Below are 22,379 nucleotides of genomic sequence, written 5' to 3' on the forward strand. Positions count from 1 at the left end.
ACCCTTATTACCACTTCCTGCATTCAACGGAAGGATTTGGTGGTCTTTGATAACAAAAAATTTTTTAAAGAAACTTTATTACCTTTTAACCACTGGTATATCAACCTTTCCGGAGGGAGTCTACGTGATTTCAACTGTTAACTAACAGTGTTTTTCCATGTAGAAAAACAACAATCTATTAGAAAATCGCCTTTTTAACAAAGGTTTTTCTTGGACGTCTCAAGATATTTCTAGATAATGATCTTAGGATCATTTGGACAATTCTTTTTCCTCCTGTGGCACGACCACATGTTAAGACTGTTTCTCAGTGTACGTGCGGCACTCCCTACTCGCAGGCTGAGTCTCCTGCCCCTCGAACCCGGATGATAGTAGCCCCGGGGCGGCTTTCGATGCAGGTCGAACTCTGATACACGAGGTTGTTGATCGGCGTTCACACTAGAGATATCTCGAGGCGTCCAAAGAAAGGCCCAATGATTCTAAAACGAAAGGAGGGTTCCCCCCATGCGATTTTTTGTAGGCTTAGACGTTAGTTCCTTTGATATGAAAGTGTGTGTGCTCGATCAAGACGGTGCCAGGGTAGATACCTTTTCGGTATCCAATGACCTGCCAGGAGCCACGAAGTTGAAATAACGATTGCTTGATTTGACGGCTGATACAGAGGTGGACATTCTAAAGATTGGTCTCGAATCAACGTCTGTGTACAGTTTCCATCCGTCAATGTTCTTACATCAGATAAAGACCTACAAGCTCTAGACGCGAAAGTGTTTGTGATAAATCCTAAACAAATCGCAAACTTTAAGAAAAGCTACAGTGATATGAATAAGCCGGATGAGATTGATGCGTTTAATTACCAATTTATTACTGGTCTAGTTTCTTGCGCTCTTTTTTCGCAAAAATGACCTTTGACATCTTCATTTCTCATTAATCTTTTATTGACATATCACCGCAGGTCTTTTCATCTATTGTATAAGAAATGAACTTATTAATCGATGCAGGAAAATTTTTCACCTATTTACTTTAGCTTTAGTGCTTAAAAGCTTTAAACTGTTATAAAGTAATTAATGGATTCAGGGGGATGAAAAAATGCAAAAATTAAAGAAACTTGCTCCTGTACTGGCAGGGTTGATGCTGGCTGCTGCCTGTGGAGCAGACGAATCAACGGAGGAGACTGACACAGCAACCAGTGAAGCAGCAGAGGAGGAAGCTTCCGATACAGAAACGGAAGAAGCTGGCGAGAATGAAACATATACATTAAAAGTCGGTCACATTGCTCCAGAAGATGAAGCCTATGCTCTTGGTATGCAAGAATACGCTGAAGCAGTTGAAGAAGAAACGGACGGCCGGGTACTGTTTGAAATATTTGGAGACGGAACCCTCGGAGGCGAGCGTGAATTAATGGAAGGTGTTCAACTTGGGAACCTGGATATGAGTGTGGTAACTACGGGAGTGGTCACAAACTTTGTAACGGAAACAACTGTATTAGAGTTTCCTTTTTTGTTTGAAGACCTCGACCATGCTTATGAAGTTATGGATGGAGAAATAGGGCAGGAATTATTAGAGCATATCGAAGAGAGCGGTTATAAAGGTATTGCATTTTGGGAAAACGGGATGCGCCATATTGCCAATAATAAACATCCTATTGAATCGCCGGAAGACTTAAATGGGTTAAAAATGCGCACTATTGAAAGTGAACTGCTTATTGATACATATGAGGCGCTAGGAACTAGTCCCACGCCCATGGCTTTTCCTGAAGTATATGGAGGACTGCAGCAAGGGGTTATTGATGGGACCGATCAATCTTACGGTGTGATGTGGAGCACAGGCACATACGAGCAGCTTGATTATTTAACGGAAAATGGTCTGTACTATGCGTCTGCTACTCTATTAATGAATAAAGACCTTTATGAAAGTATGCCTGCAGATATTCAAACTACAATTGTAGAACTTGGACAAGAATATGCAGAAGTACAGCGTGAGATTGCACAGGAACTTGAAGTAGAACAAAAAGCAAGCTTAGAAGAGGAAGGAGTAGAAATTATTCCTGAAGAAGAAGTAGATACAGAAGAATATAGAGAACTTGTAGAACCAGTCTATGAGAAACATACAGATGAATATGGAGATTATATTGAACGAATTCAAGAATTAGCTGAGTAAAAGGGAACTATCGTCTCAAGTCCAAGTCTGCACAGCCGGTCGTGAAATCTATAGTTTTCGGCCGGTTGTTTTCATTTGTTTATCTCTATTCCCCAAACCCGAGAAAACAAACACAAACACAATTTATAAATTCCGAACATAGAAAACCGTCAAATCAATATCTATGATGGGTTTTTATGCTTACCTCTCTGTACTTAAAGGCCCGATATCAAAAAGCCAATTACAAAGCACCTAACTTCATAGGGGCAGTATTAAAGTTAAAATCGAGTTTTTCTTCTCACTTTGGGATTGCGTTGACCTTCATCTTCACAAATCGTCACTTTTTTCATATTCCTTCTATCCAGAAAAACGTTAAAATAATAATATATCCCTTAAAGATTTCGGAGGTATATATGATTGTCCACTACCATCTTGGCTCTATTACTCTGATTATTTTCCTTTTTATCGTTGTCAACCACCTGTACACACGCCAAAAGAAGAGAACAGCTGTCATTCTCCACCAAGTACTTCGGCTCCTGTATTTGTTTGCTGCCCTGACTGGTCTCATGCTGCTTGGAATACTGCCCGTGTACTTGGGAGGCTTATTTAAGGTGTTTTTAGGTATTGGCAGCATCGGATTAATGGAAATTTACTTCGTCCACAAATTAAAAAACGACGCGCCTAAATACTTACATGTTATCCTTATTGTCTTTTTGTCCTTAACAGTAATCATGGGATTAATGCTCCCACAAGGCATTTCCATTTTATCGTAGCAGTCGCCCGTAAAAATTGTAGTAAGCTGTTGTCAGGCAAAAAGAGAAAAGATCGTCTTCCCCTCTTTTGTCCCAACAAAGGTAAAACGCCGCTTCTTTTTCGAACACAGAATTTAGCAGGCAATAACCACACTATTGCGGAATGTTTGAAAAAACAAGGACACCAAGTTAGAACGGCCACTCTGGACGAAGAATTGCATGGATTATCGGAGGAAGTAATAAATGAGACAGAGTTAGTATGGTGGGGGCACAAAGCTCACGATGAAATTGAACTTGAAAAGCAAGAAATGTATGGAGACCATTTTGATATTCCAGCTCCAGATGAACTAATATTTTTGAGCTGGTTTGAAGGCGGTGAAGTTTTCAGGAGCGGCTGCACTTATTTCAAGTATCTTTTATTTCCGTTATGAAATCTACCCAACCTACCATAATGAAGAAATTCAAAGAGTAATACAAAATGGGGTAGATTGGGCGCTGCCAGTAAATCGTCATCGTCCTATATATGGAAACTCAAAACCTATTGAAGAAATTAAATAAAAATGTAAAGGGAACTGTCGCAAAAAGCAAATGCATGGTAAACAGCCGGTCGTCATTTGTCTTACGACCGGCTGTTTTACTTGGTTTTCTCTTTTTGACAGATGGCGACACATAGATAGCTGTTGCATCGGGGTTTCAGAATATTACAGCAGGAATTGGGTTTCCAAGATCTTAATTCAAGTTCTTTCTTGGTTACGTATTTCTTCTTTTCCTCCGACTGCGGTCTTTAAATCCCATCTTTGAGTACTGTTCCGCTTTTCTTTTTCCTGCTCTCGGCTTCATGACCCTTTCTTGATCACCTTTTCTCTTATTCCTGCACCGGGTTCCAAGAACCTAGCTTGATATCTGCTCCTTCTTATTTTCTCCGATGTCTAGGCGCCAAAAACCTTCCTTAGTTACCGCTTCATCTTATTCACATCTGTCTCGGGCTTCAGGCTCCTTTTTTGACGAAGAAGATACAGGAGTGCTTTTGACGCGCATGCTGCAAAAAAGAAGGATGCCCCTTACTTTCCAGATAACCTCAGTTTTTTTCAAAGGAGGATTATAAGGCAAATGATTCGAATGTAAAAAAAGAGTACATTATAGTAGTAGAGAACCTTTTATTAAAGGAGCGATATTCGATGAAATACCGAACGCTTGGAAAAACAGGAATGGACATTTCAGTGATAGGACTTGGAACATGGCAGTTTGGCGGTGAATGGGGAAGAGAATATACCCAGTCAGAGGTAGATGCTATTTTTGAAAAAGCGAAAGAAATGGGAATTAATTTTATTGATACCGCTGAGTGTTATGGAGACCACCTCTCTGAGAAATTCATTGGAAAAGCTATAGAAAAGGATCGAGATCAATGGATACTTGCTACAAAATTCGGTCATAAGTATCACGGGTTATATGATCGGACTCGTCATTATAAAGCAGAGGAAGTTTTGCAGCAGCTTGAAGATTCTTTACGTGCCCTCCGTACAGATTACATTGACTTGTATCAGTTTCATTCAGGAGTAGGGGAAGAATTTGATAACGATGAACTATGGACGATGCTCGACAAACAGGTACAGGCTGGGAAAGTCCGTCATGTAGGATTATCGATAAAGAAAAATGATGATATTTATCAAACAAGCCGGGCTTCTAAAATTGGAGCTGAAACCATTCAAGTAGTGTATAACCGGCTTGACCGAACTCCAGAAGAAGAAGTATTTGCATATTGTGAGGAACAAAATCTTGGTGTTCTTGCCCGCGTACCGCTTGCCAGTGGTTATTTAAGCGGAAAATACAAACCAGGTGATGTTTTTGCTGAAAACGACGTGCGCCATAGGCACGACAAGGATGAAACGAGAAGAAAATTAGAAGTAGCTGCGGAACTGCAAAAAAATGAAGTGCCAGAAGGTGTACCAATGGCACAATGGGCACTGGCATGGTGTTTAAAGCATCGTGCTGTAACTTGTGTGATTCCAGGATGCAAAGATCCGAAACAAGTCGAATCTAACGCGAAAGCAGCAGAGCTTGATATTGTGAAAGACGATCATCCGCAAGGGGCCGCAAAATAATTACCTGCTGTATGGGGCTGTCTTAGAAGTTGTACAAACCAACCGACTTTAGGCAGCCCCTTCGTCTTCCATTAAAGACACTGCTAAGCACACAATATACGAATAAAATGGGCATAGAAGGATTAAAGGAATTCAATAATGAATTGTTAATTCTTAAATGAATCAACGTCAGTAAAGGTTTTTTTCTTCCTTGATTCAAGAGTGAATCATTATTCAGAAACACGAAATTTCGCATAGCTAATTTAAGTGCACTCATCCCTTAGAACGTGAAAGCTCCTGCCTTACATAACAGAAAAATCCATAATTTGGCATATTTATTGCATTATATAAAGGGCAGTTATAATATCTTAGAAAATTGTGAAAGCGATTACAATTATAGCTAGAAAAGGAGACTGCTATGCACGTTAAAGATTTGTTTAATTTGGAGGGGAAAACCGCCATTATTACTGGTGGAGGAAGGGGCCTCGGCCAGCAGATTGCTGAAAGTTTAGCAGAAGCGGGGGCGAATATCGTTGTATGTTCTAGAAAAGTAGAAGCTTGTGAGGAAACAGCTGAGTCTTTACTCAAAAAGGACGTTCAAGCACTTGCGCTGCCATGTGATGTTTCTAAACAGGAGGATGTACAACGGGTAATCGATGAGACAATTGCCAGAATGGGGTCCGTTGATATCTTAGTAAATAACAGCGGAGCTTCCTGGGGGGCACCTACATTAGACATGCCGCTCGATAAATGGGAAAAAGTAATGGCTGTAAACGCTACGGGTACTTTTCTTTTTTCTCAAGCTGCGGCTAAACATATGGTGAAGCAAAAATATGGAAAGATCATTAATATCGCTTCGACTGCAGGTCTGCATGGTTCACCAGCAGGTACTTTGGATGCGATTGGATATAGCTCAAGTAAAGGAGCAGTTCTAGCTTTCACAAGAGATTTAGCTGTGAAGCTTGCTCCTGATAATATTCAAGTAAATGCTATCGCTCCTGGATTTTTTCCAACAAAAATGTCAAAAGGTGTACTTGAAAAAATTGGAGATTCTTATTTGGAAAAAACACCAGCAAAACGATTTGGTTCTGATCGTGATATGAAAGGGGCTGCTCTATTTTTAGCATCCGCTTCGTCAGACTATATTATTGGTCATACATTAGTCGTTGACGGCGGTGTAACTGTGAGTTAGTCGTCCATAGAAAACACTGTATTACAAAGAATGGGGAAAAAAGATGACAAAAGAGGCAGTAATTGTTTCAGCTGTTAGAACACCCATTGCACGACAAGGGGGAGCAATGGCAGCCCTTCAAGCCCATGAATTTGGAGCTGCTGCTATTAAAGAAGCAATTAATAGAGCAGGGATAACACCAGATATGATTGATGATGTGATTATGGGAAACGTGCTTAGCGGAGGAGGAAATATTGCTAGATTAACAGCCCTGCAAACAGGATTATCTCTTGAAATCCCGGGACTGACAGTAGACAGGCAGTGCGGGTCCGGCTTAAACGCTGTTAATTTGGCAGCGCAGGCAATCCGGGCAGGCGATGGGGATGTGTTCATCGCTGGAGGAGTTGAAAGCATGAGCCGCGCGCCTTATTTGATGGACCGACCAACAAAGCCTTTTAGTCCGGTGCCCCCAAATTTTCGAAAATCACAGCTTTCTCCTCAAGAAATAGGAGATCCTCCGATGGGTATAACTGCTGAAAACCTTGCCGAAAAATACGGAATTTTCAGAACTGAACAAGATCAGTTTGCTCTTAAAAGCCAGCAAAAGATGAAAACAGCAATGGAGGAAGGGCGTTTTGAAGAGCAGATTGTTCCAGTAGAAGTCCCAGTAAGAAAAGGGGAGCCAGTTCTTTTGGAGAATGACGAGCACCCACGGCCTCAAACAACCATGGAAGCGTTGGAAAAACTTCCGGCTGCATTTAAACAAAATGGAACCGTAACAGCCGGAAGCAGCTCAGGATTAAATGATGCAGCTGCTGCATTGGTCATTATGTCAAGCGAAAAGGTAAATGAACTTGGGCTTAACATACTAGGGGTAGTCAAACAGTATGCCATAAGTGGAGTTGACCCTAATATTATGGGGATTGGGCCTGTTCCTGCGACTCGTAAAGTGCTTGAAAAAGCAGGGTTGGCTCTTAAAGACATAGATTTAGTTGAAATTAATGAAGCTTTTGCCGCTCAGGTACTTGCTTGCAACCGTGAACTGGAAATTCCAGAAGAAAAATTAAATGTAAATGGCGGGGCAATCGCACATGGACATCCACTCGGTGCAACTGGAGCAATATTGGCCACGAAAGCAGTCTATGAATTAAAGAGATCAGGTAAAAACCGGGCATTAATTACAGCGTGTATTGGCGGTGGTCAAGGCATAGCAACAATTATTGAACGCGGCTGATTAAGAAAGGGAGGTGGCAGGTACATGGTGATGCAGCAGATTTTAAATGGCCTGACTATAGGAAGTGTTTACAGTTTAGTAGCGCTTGGTTTGACGCTTGTATACGGAATTCTTCATGTTCCAAATTTTGCTCACGGTGCCTTATATATGGTTGGAGGCTATGTCACTCTAATGGTAATGACGGTTTCTGGAGCTCATTATTGGATTGCGGTATTAGCATCAGCACTAGTTGTTGCCCTAATGGCTGTATTGATGGAAAGAATTGTATTTAATCCTCTTCGAGATGCTCCGCCTATTCACGATAAAATTGCTGCTATTGGTATTTTATTATTTTTAGAAGCTTTAGCGCAGTTAATGTGGGGCGCGGAATTTCGTAATATGCCAACTCCTTATAACGAAGTAGTAAATATCGGCGGTATGACAACTACAGTGCAGCGGCTGCTTGTGATTGGAGCTTCGGCCCTTATGATGGTTCTTCTATATTTATTTTTGAAAAAAACAATGATTGGAGCTTCCATCATAGCAATGGCTCAAAACAGAAAAGGTGCGTTTTTAGTCGGAATTAATGCAAACAAAGTAGCAATGATGACATTTGCAATTTCTGGGATTCTTGCTGCAGTAGCGGCTTCATTGGCTTCTCCAATTAACCTTGTATTTCCTGGTATGGGACACCTCGTTATTTTAAAAGCATTTGTCATTATAATCATTGGCGGAATGGGAAGTATTCCAGGGGCTATCTTGATGGGATATGTACTTGGCCTTGCTGAAGGCTTCGGTGCTACTTACATTTCAAATGATTATAAAGACCTTATTGCGTTTTTATTGCTGGTAATCATTCTTTCCATAAAACCAAAAGGTCTGTTTGTAAAGGGGGTTCACTAATTGAAGCAATTAATGACCCAGAGAAACGGACTAATAGGGCTTGTACTGTTGGCCATTTTGTTTCCTTTTATGCTAGGCCAAAACCAATATGTTCTTCACGTTATAACGCTTGGATTTATTTGGACAATTGCTGTGTATGGAATGAATATAATTGCTGGCTACACAGGGTATTTATCTCTTGCTCATGCTGGTTTCTTTGCCATTGGTGCCTATTCGGTCGGCCTTCTTTCTGTTAAAGCAGGAATTGGTTTTTGGCTTGCCCTTCCACTTGCGCTGATGATCACTACGATGGCCGGCTTCTTGATTGGACTTATTGCTTTGCGTACGGAAGGTCACTTTTTTGCCATTTATACCTTAATTGTCGGCTACATCATCTACCTTCTGATTGACAAATGGGATAGCTTAACGGGTGGTGTACGCGGTCTGATAGGGATTCCAGCCCCAGATCCAATCGGTCCGATTTCGTTTAACAGTGGGTTGTCTATGTATTATCTTGTTTTATTTTTTTTGATTGTTTCTATCTTCTTGGCTGTAAGAATTGTTCATTCCTTGACTGGAAGAACATACATCGCGATTCGAAACAGTGAAGAACTGGCGCAGACTTTAGGGATTTCAACAATGAAGCAAAAGCTGATTTCCTTTGTTGTATCTTCTTTTTTTGCAGGCCTGGCTGGAGGATTATACGCTTCCTTTACTCAATTTATCGGTCCAGATATCGCTTATACGACAGCCGTATTTGATATGCTTATGTATTTGCTTGTAGGCGGCATTGGTACGCTGGCAGGACCGCTTGTTGGTACGCTCACTATTGTATGGCTGACTCAGCAGCTGCAGTTTCTTCAGGAACTTAGAATGCTGATTTTTGGTCCGATTTTAGTGCTTTTAATTATTTTTTATCCCCACGGCTTGGTAGGCGGATATATGATGTGGAAGCAGAAACGAATTTTGAAGAAAAAAAAGAAACAAAAAAATTCGATAGATTATACCGGGCATACAGGCGAAACACACCAGCGTGTAAAGGAGGGGTAAGGCCGATGAATATTATTGAAACCAGTAAATTAACGAAATCATTTGGAGGGTTGAAGGCTGTTCAAGAAGTAGATTTCGAGATAGAAAAAGGTGCCATTACAGCAATTATTGGACCTAATGGGGCAGGGAAATCCACCTTTTTCAACTTGATCAGCGGTTTTCATCGTCCTACTTCTGGTAGTGTGGTTTTCAATGAAACGGACATAACGAAAAAACCCGCTCATAAAATTGCAAGATTGGGAGTCGCAAGGACCTTTCAAACCACAAATTTATTTGAACAATCAACCGTTCTCGACAATGTGATTGTAGGACATCGTCTCCGAACTAAAGCAGGATTGTTTGATGCCATTTTTAGAACACCTAGAGAAAAACGAGAAGAACGTCAAGCGAAGGAAAAAGCAGAAGAAATGCTGGAATTTTCAGGGTTAACGGATCTGGCATATCAGCCGGCAGGTTCTATTTCCCAGGAAGCAAAAAAACGAACAGCAATAGCACTTGCGCTTTCAACAGATCCAGACATTGTTTTTTTAGATGAGCCGGCTGCCGGAGTAAACCCTGATGAAACCGACGGCCTCGCAGCTCTCATGAGGAAAATTGCTGAAAACGGAATTACGGTTTGTACTATTGAACATAAAATGCAGATGATTATGAGCCTTGCTGACAAGATTATGGTCTTAAATCAAGGTAAGAAGATTGCTGAAGGTACTCCCGAAGAAGTGCAAAATAATAATGCTGTAATCGATGCTTATTTAGGAGGGGATGCTGTTGCTGAAGCTCAATAATGTCTCCGTACATTATGGTCCGTTCCAGGCGTTGGAAAAAATCACGATGAACGTACAGGAAGGGGAGCTTGTTGTTCTTCTTGGTGCTAATGGAGCCGGCAAAAGTACTATTTTTGATACGATCAGCGGCCTTCATAAACGAAGTGAAGGAGATATTCTTTTTCTAGACAAAAGAATAGACGGATTATCTGCCAATCGCATTGTGAGACAAGGTATTGTTCAATGTGCTGAGGGAAGAAAGCTGTTTCCTGAGATGACAGTATTAGAGAATTTAAAAATGGGCGGATATGTGATCCGTAAGAATAAAAAGGAAATGAAAGAGGCATTTGAACGAGTCTACGAACTGTTTCCTATTTTAGAAGAAAAACGAAATAATCCAGCAGGTTCATTAAGCGGCGGACAGCAGCAAATGCTTGCTATCGGAAGAGCATTAATGCGGAAGCCAAGACTTCTTATGCTTGACGAACCATCGATAGGTTTAGCCCCTTTGGTAGTGGAGCAAATGTTTCACATCATTGAGCAGATCAACCAAGAAGGTACGACTGTATTGCTTGCTGAACAAAACGCCAGCGCAGCATTAAAAATAGCAGATAGAGGCTATGTAATTGAAAACGGACGTTTAATTCTTCAAGGGACCAGCGATGAATTATTTGAAAATGATGATATTAGAAAAGCATACATTGGAGCTTAAGGAAAGGAAGGAGAACTTAGCGTAATTTAGCTTTTAATGAAAAGAAAAAATAAAAAAGGGAGGCAATTTCAATGAAAAATTTGAGGGGTAGCGCGCTTATTTACTTTGTGTTGTTGTTTCTGCTTGTATTCTTAACTGCATGTGCTGAAGGCACTGTTTCTGATAGTGAATCAGCTGAATCAGAAGAAGGAACTCAAGAAGAAGGAGCAAATGCAGGGGAAGAAGAGGACGTTGATGTGACAACTGGGGAAGGGACACCAGTAACTATTGGGTACAGCGGTCCGTTAAGTGGACCAGCAGCGTACTATGGTGAAAACACATTAAGCGGATTAGAGCTTGCTGCAAAAGAAATCAACGAAGAGGGCGGTTTTGAAATCGATGGAGAGAAATACGAGATTGATCTAAAAGTTTTAGATGACCAATACCTCCCGGATGAAACAGGTTCCAATGCAAAAAGGCTAGTCCAGGAAGATGATGCTTCTATCATCTACTCCCCGCACAGCGGCGGTATTTATGCGATGCAAGTATTTAATGAGGATATGGATTTCTTAATTGCAGCTTATACCAGTGAACCTGGGGTGACAGACAATGATAATTCTTTAACGATGCGGATCCCGCCTCGTTATGACGGATATATTGAACCATTTACAGAATATGAGATGGACCGCTTTGGTGACAAGATTGCATTTTTGCCTACTTCTACACAATACGGGAAAGACTGGGCGGAAATGTTAAAGCCTGTATGGGAAGAAAAAGGCGGAGAAATCGTATATGAAACTTCTATTGACTTTAACAAGGAAACAGACTTTTTTACGATCTTATCTAATGCTTTACAGAATGACCCTGACGTCATGTTTGTAGGCGGTCCTTCTGAGCCGACAGCGAAAGTCATTAAACAGGCTCGTGAACAGGGATTTGAAGGCGGATTTATCGTAATGGACCAGGCGAAACTAGATGAAATGGCTGCTGTTTACGATGGGGAATATGATATTTTTGAAGGTTCTGTTGGGGTATTGCCACTAAGAGAATCAGATTTCCCTGGAACAGACCAATTTATTGAAACCTATCAGTCAGAATATGACAAAATGCCAGGGTCTGAAGCAGGTTTCCATTACGTTTCCTTATATATTTTAGTAGAAGCAATGAAAGCAGCGGGAACGGTTGAAGATACAGGGGCTATTAGAGACCATATTGAAGATGGAATACATGCACTGCCAGAAGAAAAGCAAGTTTACACTATTGGAGGCATAGATGACTGGGGTGGTTTTACTTCTGAATATCGTTTGGGAGTAGTAGAAGACGGTACCGTAGAAGAGATTGTAATAGAGGAATAGATGAATCAATAGATAGACATCGAAATGGAGGAACGAAAGATGGAGCTTCGCTTAACCGATGAACAGCGGATGGTACAAAAAACAATACGTCAGTTTGTTGAAAAAGAATTAATGCCTTTAGAAAATGATGTGTTAAGAAATGAAAGAGCAGGAAAACCAGGGATTTCAGCTGAAAAATTAAAAGAACTTCAGGATAAAGCGAAAAAAGCAGGTTTTTGGGGAATCAATACTCCGGAAGAATACGGCGGAGCAAATCTTGGACAAATGATGATGGCGCTCGTGGCTATGGAAATTTCTAAAACGTTTGTCCCCTTCACATTTGGGGGATCAGCAGACAATATATTGTATTATGGAAATGAAGAACAAAAAAAGCGTTATTTGATTCCTACAATTAATGGCGAGAAAAAATCATGTTTTGCTATGACCGAACCTGGAGCTGGTTCAGACACAAGAAATATTAAAATGACTGCTGTAAAAGATGGCAGCGAATGGGTGCTGAATGGGGAGAAAACTTTCATAACCGGTGGGAATGAAGCTGATTTTGTTATGGTCATTGCAGTGACCGATAAAGAAAAAGGAAGAGATGGTGTCACTTGTTTTATCGTAGACCGTGATATGGGCTGGAAATCTGAGTATATAGATACGATGGGAGAGTGGGGGCCGGCGGCTCTGATTTTTGATAACGTCCGGGTTCCTGAAGAAAATATCCTGGGGGAATTACATGGTGGTTATAATTTAGGGCTCGAATGGATCGGCTTTGCAAGATGGATTGTCGGTGCGAGAGCAGTAGGAGCGGCAGAACGTCTGCTCCAAATGGCCATTGATTACTCTCAGGAACGTAAGACATTTGGTAAACCTATTGCTGATAGACAGGCAATTCAATGGATGATAGCTGATTCAGCTGTAGAAATTGAAGCTGCAAAATGGCTCGTATTAAATGCTGCCTATACCCTGGATAATGGTGAGGATAATAGGCACCTTGCTTCGATGGCTAAATTATACGGAGCAAACATGGGTAATAATGTAGTGGACCGGGTGCTGCAAATTCACGGGGGAATGGGATACACTAGAGAACTTCCGATTGAGCGCTGGTACAGAGAAGCACGTCTTTGGAGAATATATGACGGGACAGACGAAATTCAAAGATTAATTATTTCACGAAACTTATTAAAAGGGCATGTGAAATTAGGAGAATTTATTTAAAATAATCTAGGAGCTGTTCCACTCGGAACGGCTCTTTTTTTGTTTAGGAAATTATGTTTTTACAAGTTGTGGATAACTATCTTCATATTGTTTGATCCGCGTCTAGGTTCAGCACCCAGCCTCTCGGGGTTAAATGTTCTCCAGTCATGAAAGGCAAAGAGCGCCTTTCATGACTGAAGAACATTACCTGTCGAGGCTGATCAGGGCGCTTGCGCTTTTGTTCCGGGTGCTTAGACATATCTTTTTGTAATGTCCCCTGCGACAATAGAGATATTTTTACATAAAGAAGGAGTTGTTAGAGCTGGGAAAGAAAAGGATAGGAGAAAACCTTGATCATTTGCTTTACTTATTTTCAAAATCCATAAGGAAAGGATTGAAAAATAGTGAAAGCAACAGTAATAGATACCCTTCAGGACAGCCCTTTTGCTTTTTTTCAAACAAATAAAAAAGGAACAATTATTGATTTAAATCAGGAGGCCAGAGAGCTGTTTCCTGAACAATTTCAAAAAGGAGAAAATGTTTATGATTTTTTTGAAAAGTTTGAACCGGAAAAAGACATGTTCGTAACAGAAGCAGCTAAAAAAAATTTTTAATTTTTCCAAAGAAAAGGAAAGAAGACGAAAACAATACTTTTTATTTAGCTGTACCTGGGGAATCCTATGCGTTAATGCAGAAAAAAATAGATGAACTAAATAAGATAAACCATGAATTAGACGCAATTATTGAAAATTCTTACGATGGTATTTATATCACAGATAATAAAGGAAATACGTTAAAAACCAATTCTGCCATTGAACGTATTTCAGGGATTCCAAAGCATTATTATTTAGGGAAGAATATTCATGATTTAATTAAACGAGGCATCCTAAAAGAATCTGTATCAATGAAAGTACTGGAGGCAAAAAAAACAGTAAATGTGGTACAGAAGAATTTTAACGGAAAAGAGACTTTAATGACGGGAAGTCCTGTATTTAATGAGGAAGGTGAAGTAGAAAAGATCGTAACAAATATACGGGATTTAACCGAATTGAACGACCTTCATCAAAAATTAAATGAGGTTAAAAAACTAAATAAAGAATATAAAAAAGAACTGGAAAAATTGAAAGCGCATACGAAGCAGGATCCGGATGTCGTAGTAAAGAGCAAAAAAATGAATGAATTGTTTACGACCGTTGAACGGCTTGCCAATGTGGATACAACAGTTTTATTTTTAGGTGAAACCGGCGTGGGGAAAGATGTTTTGGCCCGCCATTTATACAGGGTAAGCAATCGAATAGATAAAGGCAAATTTGTCAAAATTAATTGCGGCGCTATTCCTAAAGAATTGTTAGAGTCGGAACTTTTTGGTTATGAGGGTGGTGCATTTTCCGGAGCGAGCAAAAATGGGAAACCAGGTGTATTTGAAATGGCTCATAAAGGAATGCTTTTCCTCGATGAAGTTGGAGAAATGCCAGAACCCTTGCAGGTGAAGCTTTTAAGAGTACTTCAGGAAAAAGAAATTCAACGCGTGGGGGGGACTAATTCAAAAAAGGTAGATGTTCGCGTAGTAGCGGCAACCAATAAAGATTTGAAAAAGATGGTTCAAGAAGGGAAATTTCGAGAGGATCTTTATTATAGACTTCATGTTGTACCGGTATGGATTCCTCCTTTACGAGAAAGACGTGATGATATATTACCTTTAGTACAAAGTTTTGTCGAAAAATATAATAAAAAATATGAATTGTCGAAAGTGCTGGATCGTTCGTTGAAAGAATTTTTTTATCGCTATGACTGGCCTGGCAACGTCAGAGAACTATCAAATGTAGTGGAGCGTCTTATGCTGACAGTACCCTCGAAGGAATTAAAGATGGAAGATTTGTCAGAGGATTACCGGCAAACCCAGCATGTAAGCCCGGAACCAACCGTCCGCCCTCTGAAAGAGGTTGTCGAAGAAGCAGAATACGAAACATTAAAAATTGCAGCAGAAAGATGCGGCACGACCTATGAAATTGCTAAGCAATTGGAAACAAGTCAGGCTACTATTGTTCGAAAGTTGAAAAAGTATCAATTGACTGCTAGATTGAAAAATAATTAATACATTATTGAATTAAAATTCAAAAATGAATGACAGGGAAGTAAATAATAACAAAGTAAATGATTCAAAATTGAATTGCGACGAAAAAAGTATGTGTTAAATTCTTTATCTGTTTAAAAAAATCTAAGATTTACTTCTGTTAAAACGGTTAATCTGTTGCAAAAACTCACCAGCTGGTGAGTTTTTTTATTGTTTAGGAAATTATGTTTTTACAAGTTGTAGATAACTATCTCCATATTGTTTGATCCGCGTCTAGCTTCAGCGCCCAGCCTCTCGGGGTTAAATAACCTCCAGTCATGAAAGGCAAAGAGCGCCTTTCATGACTGAAGAACATTTACCTGTCGAGGCTGAACAGGGCGCTTGCGCTTTTGTTCTTGGCATAAATCTTGCTTTTATAAATAGGAGGAGAGATATTTTGCAGACGAGGAGGAGTATTATGGCAGTTATGACAGATGAAGTGGCGCAAATGAAAACAATGGTACGAAATTTTATAGAAAATGAAGTAGACCCTTTTGCTCAGCAAATAGAAGAGGAAGATGAAATTCCCCCTCATTTAGTCGAAAGTGCCAAGCAAATTGGATTATTTGGAATAAGCATTCCAGAAGAATATGGAGGTATTGGACTAAATGCAAGAGGAAAAGCCGTCGTACTTGAACAGCTTGGACGAACCCACAATGGATATGCTTCGTTAATCAGCGCTCATACGGGTATCGGGAGCACGGGATTAGTAAAAATGGGATCTGAAAGGCTGAAGCAGAAATATTTACCTGAAATGGCAGCAGGCAGCTTAATTGGAGCATTCGCTTTGTCCGAACCAGGCGCAGGTTCTGATGCAACCAATCTTTCTACAACGGCTGAAAAGAAAGGCAGCGAGTGGATAATCAATGGAATGAAGCATTTTATCACAAATGGACCGATTGCGGATGTCATGACCGTTTTTGCGGTAACTGATAAAGAAAAAGGAGCAAAAGGTGGAATTACAGCATTCTTAGTTGAAAAAGACTTTACAGGCTTTATTGTTGGCAAAAACGATAAAAAGATGGGGCTTCGCGGTTCATCGACTTCTCAGATTATTTTTGAGGATTGTGCAGTACCTGAAGAAAATGTTATTGGAGAGGTCGGTTTAGGTTATGTTAATGCTTTACGAATTCTTGGGGGGGGGACGTATCGGTCTGGCAGCTCGGACAGTAGGTTCATGTGACAAGCTGATTGAGATGTCTGCTGCTTATGCAAAGCAGCGTATTCAGTTTGGAAAACCGATTGCAGAGAATCAAGGAATTCAGTGGATGCTTGCTGATATGGCAACAGAAACAGAAGCAGCCAGGCAGCTTACTTTAAAGGCAGCAGAGTTGATTGATGATGGAAAAAAAGCAATAAAAGAAGCTTCTATGGCAAAAATGTATGGCTCAGAAGTATTTAACCGGGTTGCAGATAAAGCAGTTCAGATTCACGGAGGAATGGGTTATGTCGCAGAATATCCGATTGAACGTTTTTACCGCGATGCAAGAATTACGAAAATTTATGAAGGAACCAACGAAATTCAGCGTATGATCGTCTCCCGCCAAGTGTTAAATGAAGTTTAATAAATAAGAAAGGAGGCAGAGTTAGTGAAAAGGTGGCATACATTTTATCCGGAAAATATACCGAAGAAAGTCGATATTCCCTGTATGCATGTGTATCAAATGCTGGAAATATCTGCTGGCGAATATCCTGGCGAGACAGCAGTGATAGACAGAGAAACAGAGTGGACTTATGGGGAGCTGAAGGATAAAGTGGACCGGCTTGCGGCTGCTCTATATGAAAATGGATTAAAAAAAGGAGATAGAGCTGTACTTATGTTTTTGAATTCGGCAGAATATATTTTGGCTTATTATGCGGTGCTGCGTCTTGGAGGAATTATTGTTCAAGTTAATCCCATGTATGAAAAAGAAGAATTGGAATACTTACTTGAAAACTCAGGAGCAAGCTGGTTTTTTGGAATGCATGCTCAAAAGTCTAAAATCGATGCTTTATCTTACAAACCGATGTTAAAAACAGTTTATGTCGGGAGACAAGAAGGAAAAGAAGCAAACGTCTATGACTTTTATTCTTTACTAGATTCCGTTTCCTGGCCAAACCTCCCTAAAATAGATATACAGCCAAAAGAGGACCTAGCAGTGCTTCAATATACGGGAGGTACGACCGGACGAAGCAAAGGCGTTATGCTTACTCATTATAATCTGGTAGCAAATGTGTACCAAAGCTACTCTTTTACTATACAGGGACTGAAACGTCCTGGAGAACGAGTACTGGCAGTCTCTCCATTTTTTCATGTGTATGGAATGACTGGCGTCTTGAATTTAGGTATATTTCGTGCCTCTGCTGTAATTTGTGTGCCGAGGTTTCAAGTTAACAACATGCTTGCAACGATAAAAAAAACGAGGCCGACACTTTTTTCCGGAGTACCGACCATGTATATTGCTCTTTTAAATCATCCTGATGCTTCTAGTGACGCTTTATCCTCATTAAAAATTTGCATCAGCGGCTCAGCGCCAATGCCAGTGGAGTTAATGAAACAATTTGAAACGAAAACTGATTCGCCTATTATTGAAGGCTATGGTTTGTCGGAATGTTCTCCTGTTACACACCGCAACCCTTTAGGAGAGCATCGTAAACCCGGCAGCATCGGGATCCCTCTGCCCAATACGGATGCTCAAGTAGTAGATCAGCACACGGGGGAAAAAGAGATGCCCGTTGGAGAAGTAGGAGAGTTAGTGATAAAAGGACCGCAAGTGATGAAAGGGTATTGGCGCAATGAGGAAGAGACAGACATAGCACTTCGTAATGAATGGCTTTTCACAGGCGACTTGGCTGTTATGGATGAAGAAGGTTATTTCTTTATAGTCGGAAGAAAAAAAGACTTGATTATTGCAAGCGGTTACAATATTTATCCATCAGAAGTGGAGGAAGTTATCTACGAGCACCCTTCTGTAAAAGAAGCATGTGTGTTCGGAGTGCCTAGTTCTTATCGCGGCGAGACTGTAAAAGCAGTTATAGTTCCAAAAGATGGCATGAATATAGATGCCGAGGAAATCATGGAATGGTGCAGCGGCAAAATCGCTCGTTATAAGGTCCCAAAAGAAGTCAGTTTCCGAAAAAAGCTTCCAAAAACAACGGTTGGAAAAATACTCCGCCGCAAACTGATGGAAGAAGAAGCAGAAAAAACGAAATAAAAGGAGAGCAGGTAAATGAGTGCAGAAAATATAAAAAAAATCAGTCTGATCGGTTCCGGGATCATGGGATCTCAAATTGCCATGGTGGGTGCTTTGGCAGGATTTGATGTTGTTCTTCAAGATATTGAAGAAAAGAATTTAAAAAAGGCTGAGAAAGAACTTAGGAGCCGTCTGGAACGAAGAGTCAGTAAAGGGAAGCTTGCTCAAGACGAATTAGAGCAGACTTTCAGCCGGTTAACTCTCACCTCATCCTTAGAGGAAGCAGTTACGAATACTGATTTTGTCATAGAAGCGATTGTGGAAAAAGTAGACATAAAAAGAGCAGTTTTTAAGGAAATTGATGCACTGGCCCCTGGGAATGCAATTCTTTCAACGAACAGCTCTACTATAGTAAGTTCAAAACTGGCTGATGCGACAACAAGGCCAGAGAAAGTATGTAATTTTCACTTTTTTAACCCTGCGCTCGTTATTGAAATGGTAGAAGTAGTGAAAGGTCCTCATACTTCGGAGGAAACGGCGAATACTGCGTTTCATCTCGCTAAAAAACTTGGTAAAACACCTATCCTTTTAAAGAAGGAAATCTCCGGATTTGTGGCAAACCGGATTCTTGGAAAGCTGATGAATGAAGCTATTTATCTTTATGAAAATGGATATGCTACCGCAGAAGAGATAGATCTCGCTTGCACAAAAGCATTAAATCATCCAATCGGCCCGTTTGCGCTTATTGATTTAACCGGACTCGATATACATTACAACGTACGTATGCAGCGTTATGAAGAATCAGGAAATCCAGAAGATAAACCAGCTGAAACGATTATAGAAAAGGTCAACAAGGGGGAATTTGGACGAAAAACAGGAAAAGGATTTTACGTATACTCTTAACTTTGAGAAGAGGAGTGAATTAACATGGAATTTAATAATATCTTGCTCGAAAGGAAAGATCAGCTGGCGTTTATTACTATTAACCGCCCAGAAGTACGTAATACGTTAAATAAAAACACTTTAGAAGAAATAATCATGGCACTTGAACATATCAGACAAGATCATGAAACAGGGTGTCTTGTGTTTACAGGAAGCGGAGAAAAGTCATTTGCAGCTGGGGCAGATATTGCACAGTTGGAGAAAAAATCCGGTATAGATGCCTTAAACCCAAGCGGAATGCAGGAAGTTTATGATAAGATTGAAAGTTTTGAAAAGCCTACGATTGCAATGGTAAATGGTTTCGCACTGGGAGGCGGATGTGAACTAGCCATGTCCTGTGATCTCAGAATTGCTTCAAAAAATGCTAAATTTGGTCTTCCGGAATTGAACTTATCTATTATACCTGGAGCAGGCGGCACCCAAAGATTAGCTAGACTGATAGGAAAAGGCAAAGCAATGGAATGGATACTTACCGGCAAAATTGTTGCGCCGGAGGAAGCATATCAATTTGGACTAGTTAGCGAGGTAACAGAACCAGATGAATTGCTTGCAACAACGAAAGAGTGGGCATCATCCATTATGGCAAAAGGGCCTTTGGCAGTACATCTGGCAAAGCTTTCTGTCAACCTGGGTTATGAAACAGACATGAAAACAGGCCTTGCGATTGAAAAATTATCCCAGGCGGTCCTGTTTGACTCTGATGATAAGACAGAAGGAACGAGAGCTTTCATAGAAAAAAGAAAACCAGCTTTTAAAGGAATTTAGACTTAGACTATGAGAGAGGAGGAGCAGTTTTTGGAAGAAGTAGTAATGGTCAGTGCTGTTAGAACTCCCGTCGGACGTTTTGGAGGCACGTTAAAGGATATAAACTCCGGAGAGTTGGCATCTATTGTCATAAAAGAAGCATTAAAGCGAGGTGGAGTCTCACCTGAGCAGGTTGATGAAGTTATTTTAGGGGAAGTTTGTCAGACGACTGAATCTTCAAATGTCGCCCGTGTCGCTGCGCTTCGAGCTGGTGTTCCTGAACAGTCGCCCGCTTTTACGGTGAATCGCTTATGTGCTTCTGGCATGCAGGAGGTAGGCGGTACAGAAAATATGAGCAGAGCACCCTTTTATTTAAGAAATGCACGTTTCGGCAACGGAAATCCAACTGTTGTTGACTCTAACACAGAAAACGGACAGCAGCCCCAGGAACTGTATGGCTCTCATCTAGGAATGGGAGTTACGGCAGAAAATATAGCGGAAAGGTACAGAATATCACGAGAAGATCAAGACCAATTTGCATATGAAAGTCAGCGAAAAGCAGCAGAGGCGATTAATCATAATAGATTTCAAGATGAAATCGTGCCAGTAGAAAAGCAAGAAGAAAAAAAGAGACAATTGTACACCAATTTACCATCAGAAAAAGTTAATGTAAACGGCGGCGCAATTGCACTGGGTCACCCGTTAGGAGCAACTGGCTGCAAGATAATGACTAGTCTTGTTCACGAAATGAAGAAAAGGCAAGAAAAATATGGCATTGCAACGCTATGTGTCGGCGGAGGAGAAGGTATGGCTGTGTTATTAGAAAGAATATAGTGAATTTATTAAAAGGTTATCCTGCTGGATAGCCTTTTTTATTTAACTATATAACCATTTATATATGAAGGAAAACTCTTCGTTTAAAGAGAAATAATAAGTATTATATTCACTGAAAATAAGTTGAACTGTAACGGAAAGGGAGAGGCCGTTGATAACGAAGTTTGTAGCTCCTGAGATTATCTTTGGTGAAGAGGCGATACAGCAAACAGGAGAGAGCTTTCTTCGACTGGGAGCTCAAAGAGTACTGGTTGTAAGCGACCATGGTGTGGCTGAAGCGGGTTGGGCGGAAAAAGCAATGAACAGCCTTAAAGATGCTTCATTAACCTATGTTTCTTATTTTGAAGCTACCACAAACCCGCAAATTAAAGAAGTGGAAAAAGGAGCTCAAATCTATCAAGAGAATGAATGTGATGCTGTGCTTGGTGTTGGTGGAGGAAGTGCCCTTGATGTGGCAAAATCAATAGCTATATTAGTTAGTAATGGAGGAAATATAGAAGATTATGAAGGAATCGATAAAATAAAAAAACCTCTGCCGCCAACAATAATGATTTCCACAACCTCTGGTTCTGGCTCTGAAGTATCTCAATTTGCCATTATTTTAGATCCAGTCAAGAAAAAGAAAATGACGATAGTTTCGAAATCACTTGTCCCAGATATAGCTATCATTGATCCCTTTACCTTAATGACAAAGGATAGCTTATTAACTGCGGCTACCGGGCTCGATGTCTTGACCCATGCAATTGAAGCTTATGTGAGCGTAGCAGCTACTCCATTAACAGACGTACAAGCAATACAATCTATGGAATTGGTAGAACAATACCTCCGCCCTTCTGTCGCTTCAAAAACCAATTTGGAAGCAAAAAAAGCTATGGCTATGTCAAGTTTGCAGGCAGGGTTGGCTTTTTCAAATGCAATACTCGGTGCAGTGCACGCCATGTCCCATGCGATTGGAGGGCAATATAAGCTGTCCCATGGAGAAATAAACAGCATTTTACTGCCTCATGTGATGGAATTTAATTTTATTGCTTCGCCTGAAAGATTTTGTCACATTGGAAGTATTTTTTGTAAATTAAACGTTACTGAAAAGCGGTTAGATTTAGGACGTGCTGCTATTACAGCTATAAGGAATTTAGCTGACGATATTGGAGCACCAAAAACCCTGAGGGAAGCAGGGTTGAAAAAACCAGATTACTCCCTTATGGCAGATATTGCTCTTAATGACGCATGTATGGTGACAAATCCCAGAGATATTACCAAGAAAGACATTGAACAATTGTTACAAGATGCTTACTAAAAGGA

Annotated in this window: 18 protein-coding genes and 3 pseudogenes; all 21 read left to right on the forward strand. The window is 40.5% G+C overall.

Annotation, left to right across the window (positions count from 1 at the left end; genetic code table 11):
- Window positions 1-501 precede the first annotated feature (501 nt).
- Window positions 502-845 (forward strand): annotated as a pseudogene (locus ACE1TI_RS10915) (IS110 family transposase); the annotation flags it as partial.
- Window positions 846-1,083: 238 nt separating this feature from the next.
- The gene (dctP, locus tag ACE1TI_RS10920) at window positions 1,084-2,154 is read left to right on the forward strand and encodes a TRAP transporter substrate-binding protein DctP (protein WP_375007609.1); all 1,071 of its coding nucleotides are present in this window, start codon (window positions 1,084-1,086) and stop codon (window positions 2,152-2,154) included.
- Window positions 2,155-2,546: 392 nt separating this feature from the next.
- Window positions 2,547-2,906, forward strand: a complete 360-nt coding sequence (locus tag ACE1TI_RS10925) for a DUF1516 family protein (protein WP_375007610.1) — start codon at window positions 2,547-2,549, stop codon at window positions 2,904-2,906.
- Between the two features lie 119 nt (window positions 2,907-3,025).
- Window positions 3,026-3,443, forward strand: a pseudogene (locus ACE1TI_RS10930) (hypothetical protein); the annotation flags it as partial.
- A 620-nt stretch (window positions 3,444-4,063) separates the two neighbouring features.
- Entirely contained in the window at window positions 4,064-4,987 is a 924-nt protein-coding gene (locus ACE1TI_RS10935; protein ID WP_375007611.1) for an aldo/keto reductase, read from the forward strand.
- Between the two features lie 397 nt (window positions 4,988-5,384).
- Window positions 5,385-6,158, forward strand: a complete 774-nt coding sequence (locus tag ACE1TI_RS10940) for an SDR family oxidoreductase (RefSeq protein WP_375007612.1) — start codon at window positions 5,385-5,387, stop codon at window positions 6,156-6,158.
- A gap of 43 nt (window positions 6,159-6,201) precedes the next feature.
- Window positions 6,202-7,371 carry a thiolase family protein gene (locus ACE1TI_RS10945; protein WP_375007613.1) on the forward strand — a complete coding sequence of 390 codons (1,170 nt, stop codon included), beginning with the start codon at window positions 6,202-6,204 and terminating at the stop codon, window positions 7,369-7,371.
- Between the two features lie 24 nt (window positions 7,372-7,395).
- On the forward strand, window positions 7,396-8,253 hold the full coding sequence (locus tag ACE1TI_RS10950) for a branched-chain amino acid ABC transporter permease (RefSeq protein WP_375007614.1): 858 nt from the start codon (window positions 7,396-7,398) through the stop codon (window positions 8,251-8,253).
- Between the two features lie 12 nt (window positions 8,254-8,265).
- Entirely contained in the window at window positions 8,266-9,282 is a 1,017-nt protein-coding gene (locus ACE1TI_RS10955; RefSeq protein ID WP_375007684.1) for a branched-chain amino acid ABC transporter permease, read from the forward strand.
- Window positions 9,283-9,287: 5 nt separating this feature from the next.
- Entirely contained in the window at window positions 9,288-10,064 is a 777-nt protein-coding gene (locus tag ACE1TI_RS10960; protein WP_375007615.1) for an ABC transporter ATP-binding protein, read from the forward strand.
- Window positions 10,048-10,755, forward strand: a complete 708-nt coding sequence (locus ACE1TI_RS10965) for an ABC transporter ATP-binding protein (RefSeq protein WP_375007616.1) — start codon at window positions 10,048-10,050, stop codon at window positions 10,753-10,755. Before ACE1TI_RS10960 ends, ACE1TI_RS10965 begins: the two co-directional genes overlap by 17 nt.
- Before the next feature lie 71 nt (window positions 10,756-10,826).
- Complete coding sequence (locus ACE1TI_RS10970; protein WP_375007617.1) at window positions 10,827-12,089, forward strand: ABC transporter substrate-binding protein; 1,263 nt, start codon at window positions 10,827-10,829, stop codon at window positions 12,087-12,089.
- Window positions 12,090-12,128: 39 nt separating this feature from the next.
- Entirely contained in the window at window positions 12,129-13,292 is a 1,164-nt protein-coding gene (locus tag ACE1TI_RS10975) for an acyl-CoA dehydrogenase family protein (RefSeq protein WP_375007618.1), read from the forward strand.
- A gap of 383 nt (window positions 13,293-13,675) precedes the next feature.
- Window positions 13,676-13,885: a PAS domain-containing protein gene (locus ACE1TI_RS10980; protein WP_375007619.1), complete on the forward strand. Its 210-nt coding sequence runs from the start codon at window positions 13,676-13,678 to the stop codon at window positions 13,883-13,885.
- 74 nt (window positions 13,886-13,959) lie between these two features.
- Window positions 13,960-15,366: a sigma-54 interaction domain-containing protein gene (locus tag ACE1TI_RS10985; protein WP_375007620.1), complete on the forward strand. Its 1,407-nt coding sequence runs from the start codon at window positions 13,960-13,962 to the stop codon at window positions 15,364-15,366.
- A 436-nt stretch (window positions 15,367-15,802) separates the two neighbouring features.
- Window positions 15,803-16,949: pseudogene (locus ACE1TI_RS10990) on the forward strand (acyl-CoA dehydrogenase family protein).
- Between the two features lie 24 nt (window positions 16,950-16,973).
- Entirely contained in the window at window positions 16,974-18,578 is a 1,605-nt protein-coding gene (locus tag ACE1TI_RS10995) for a long-chain-fatty-acid--CoA ligase (RefSeq protein ID WP_375007621.1), read from the forward strand.
- 15 nt (window positions 18,579-18,593) lie between these two features.
- Window positions 18,594-19,460: a 3-hydroxyacyl-CoA dehydrogenase family protein gene (locus ACE1TI_RS11000; protein ID WP_375007622.1), complete on the forward strand. Its 867-nt coding sequence runs from the start codon at window positions 18,594-18,596 to the stop codon at window positions 19,458-19,460.
- 24 nt (window positions 19,461-19,484) lie between these two features.
- Window positions 19,485-20,264 carry an enoyl-CoA hydratase/isomerase family protein gene (locus ACE1TI_RS11005; RefSeq protein WP_375007623.1) on the forward strand — a complete coding sequence of 260 codons (780 nt, stop codon included), beginning with the start codon at window positions 19,485-19,487 and terminating at the stop codon, window positions 20,262-20,264.
- 9 nt (window positions 20,265-20,273) lie between these two features.
- Window positions 20,274-21,077 (forward strand): thiolase family protein, encoded by an 804-nt coding sequence (locus ACE1TI_RS11010; RefSeq protein WP_375007624.1) that lies wholly within the window; start codon window positions 20,274-20,276, stop codon window positions 21,075-21,077.
- A gap of 151 nt (window positions 21,078-21,228) precedes the next feature.
- Complete coding sequence (locus ACE1TI_RS11015; RefSeq protein WP_375007625.1) at window positions 21,229-22,374, forward strand: iron-containing alcohol dehydrogenase; 1,146 nt, start codon at window positions 21,229-21,231, stop codon at window positions 22,372-22,374.
- The last annotated feature ends 5 nt before the right edge of the window (window positions 22,375-22,379 follow it).

The organism is Alteribacillus sp. JSM 102045 (genome assembly GCF_041949975.1).
GTDB lineage: Bacteria > Bacillota > Bacilli > Bacillales > Marinococcaceae > Alteribacillus.

Coding starts and splice junctions, on each gene's coding strand:
- ACE1TI_RS11005 (WP_375007623.1), top strand. CDS start 19,485: ATGGAATTTAATAATATCTTGCTCGAAAGGAAAGATCAGCTGGCGTTT.
- ACE1TI_RS10940 (WP_375007612.1), top strand. CDS start 5,385: ATGCACGTTAAAGATTTGTTTAATTTGGAGGGGAAAACCGCCATTATT.
- ACE1TI_RS10935 (WP_375007611.1), top strand. CDS start 4,064: ATGAAATACCGAACGCTTGGAAAAACAGGAATGGACATTTCAGTGATA.
- ACE1TI_RS10985 (WP_375007620.1), top strand. CDS start 13,960: ATGCAGAAAAAAATAGATGAACTAAATAAGATAAACCATGAATTAGAC.
- ACE1TI_RS10945 (WP_375007613.1), top strand. CDS start 6,202: ATGACAAAAGAGGCAGTAATTGTTTCAGCTGTTAGAACACCCATTGCA.
- ACE1TI_RS11010 (WP_375007624.1), top strand. CDS start 20,274: ATGAGAGAGGAGGAGCAGTTTTTGGAAGAAGTAGTAATGGTCAGTGCT.
- ACE1TI_RS10925 (WP_375007610.1), top strand. CDS start 2,547: ATGATTGTCCACTACCATCTTGGCTCTATTACTCTGATTATTTTCCTT.
- ACE1TI_RS10950 (WP_375007614.1), top strand. CDS start 7,396: ATGGTGATGCAGCAGATTTTAAATGGCCTGACTATAGGAAGTGTTTAC.
- ACE1TI_RS10955 (WP_375007684.1), top strand. CDS start 8,266: ATGACCCAGAGAAACGGACTAATAGGGCTTGTACTGTTGGCCATTTTG.
- ACE1TI_RS10970 (WP_375007617.1), top strand. CDS start 10,827: ATGAAAAATTTGAGGGGTAGCGCGCTTATTTACTTTGTGTTGTTGTTT.
- ACE1TI_RS10975 (WP_375007618.1), top strand. CDS start 12,129: ATGGAGCTTCGCTTAACCGATGAACAGCGGATGGTACAAAAAACAATA.
- ACE1TI_RS11000 (WP_375007622.1), top strand. CDS start 18,594: ATGAGTGCAGAAAATATAAAAAAAATCAGTCTGATCGGTTCCGGGATC.
- dctP (WP_375007609.1), top strand. CDS start 1,084: ATGCAAAAATTAAAGAAACTTGCTCCTGTACTGGCAGGGTTGATGCTG.
- ACE1TI_RS10960 (WP_375007615.1), top strand. CDS start 9,288: ATGAATATTATTGAAACCAGTAAATTAACGAAATCATTTGGAGGGTTG.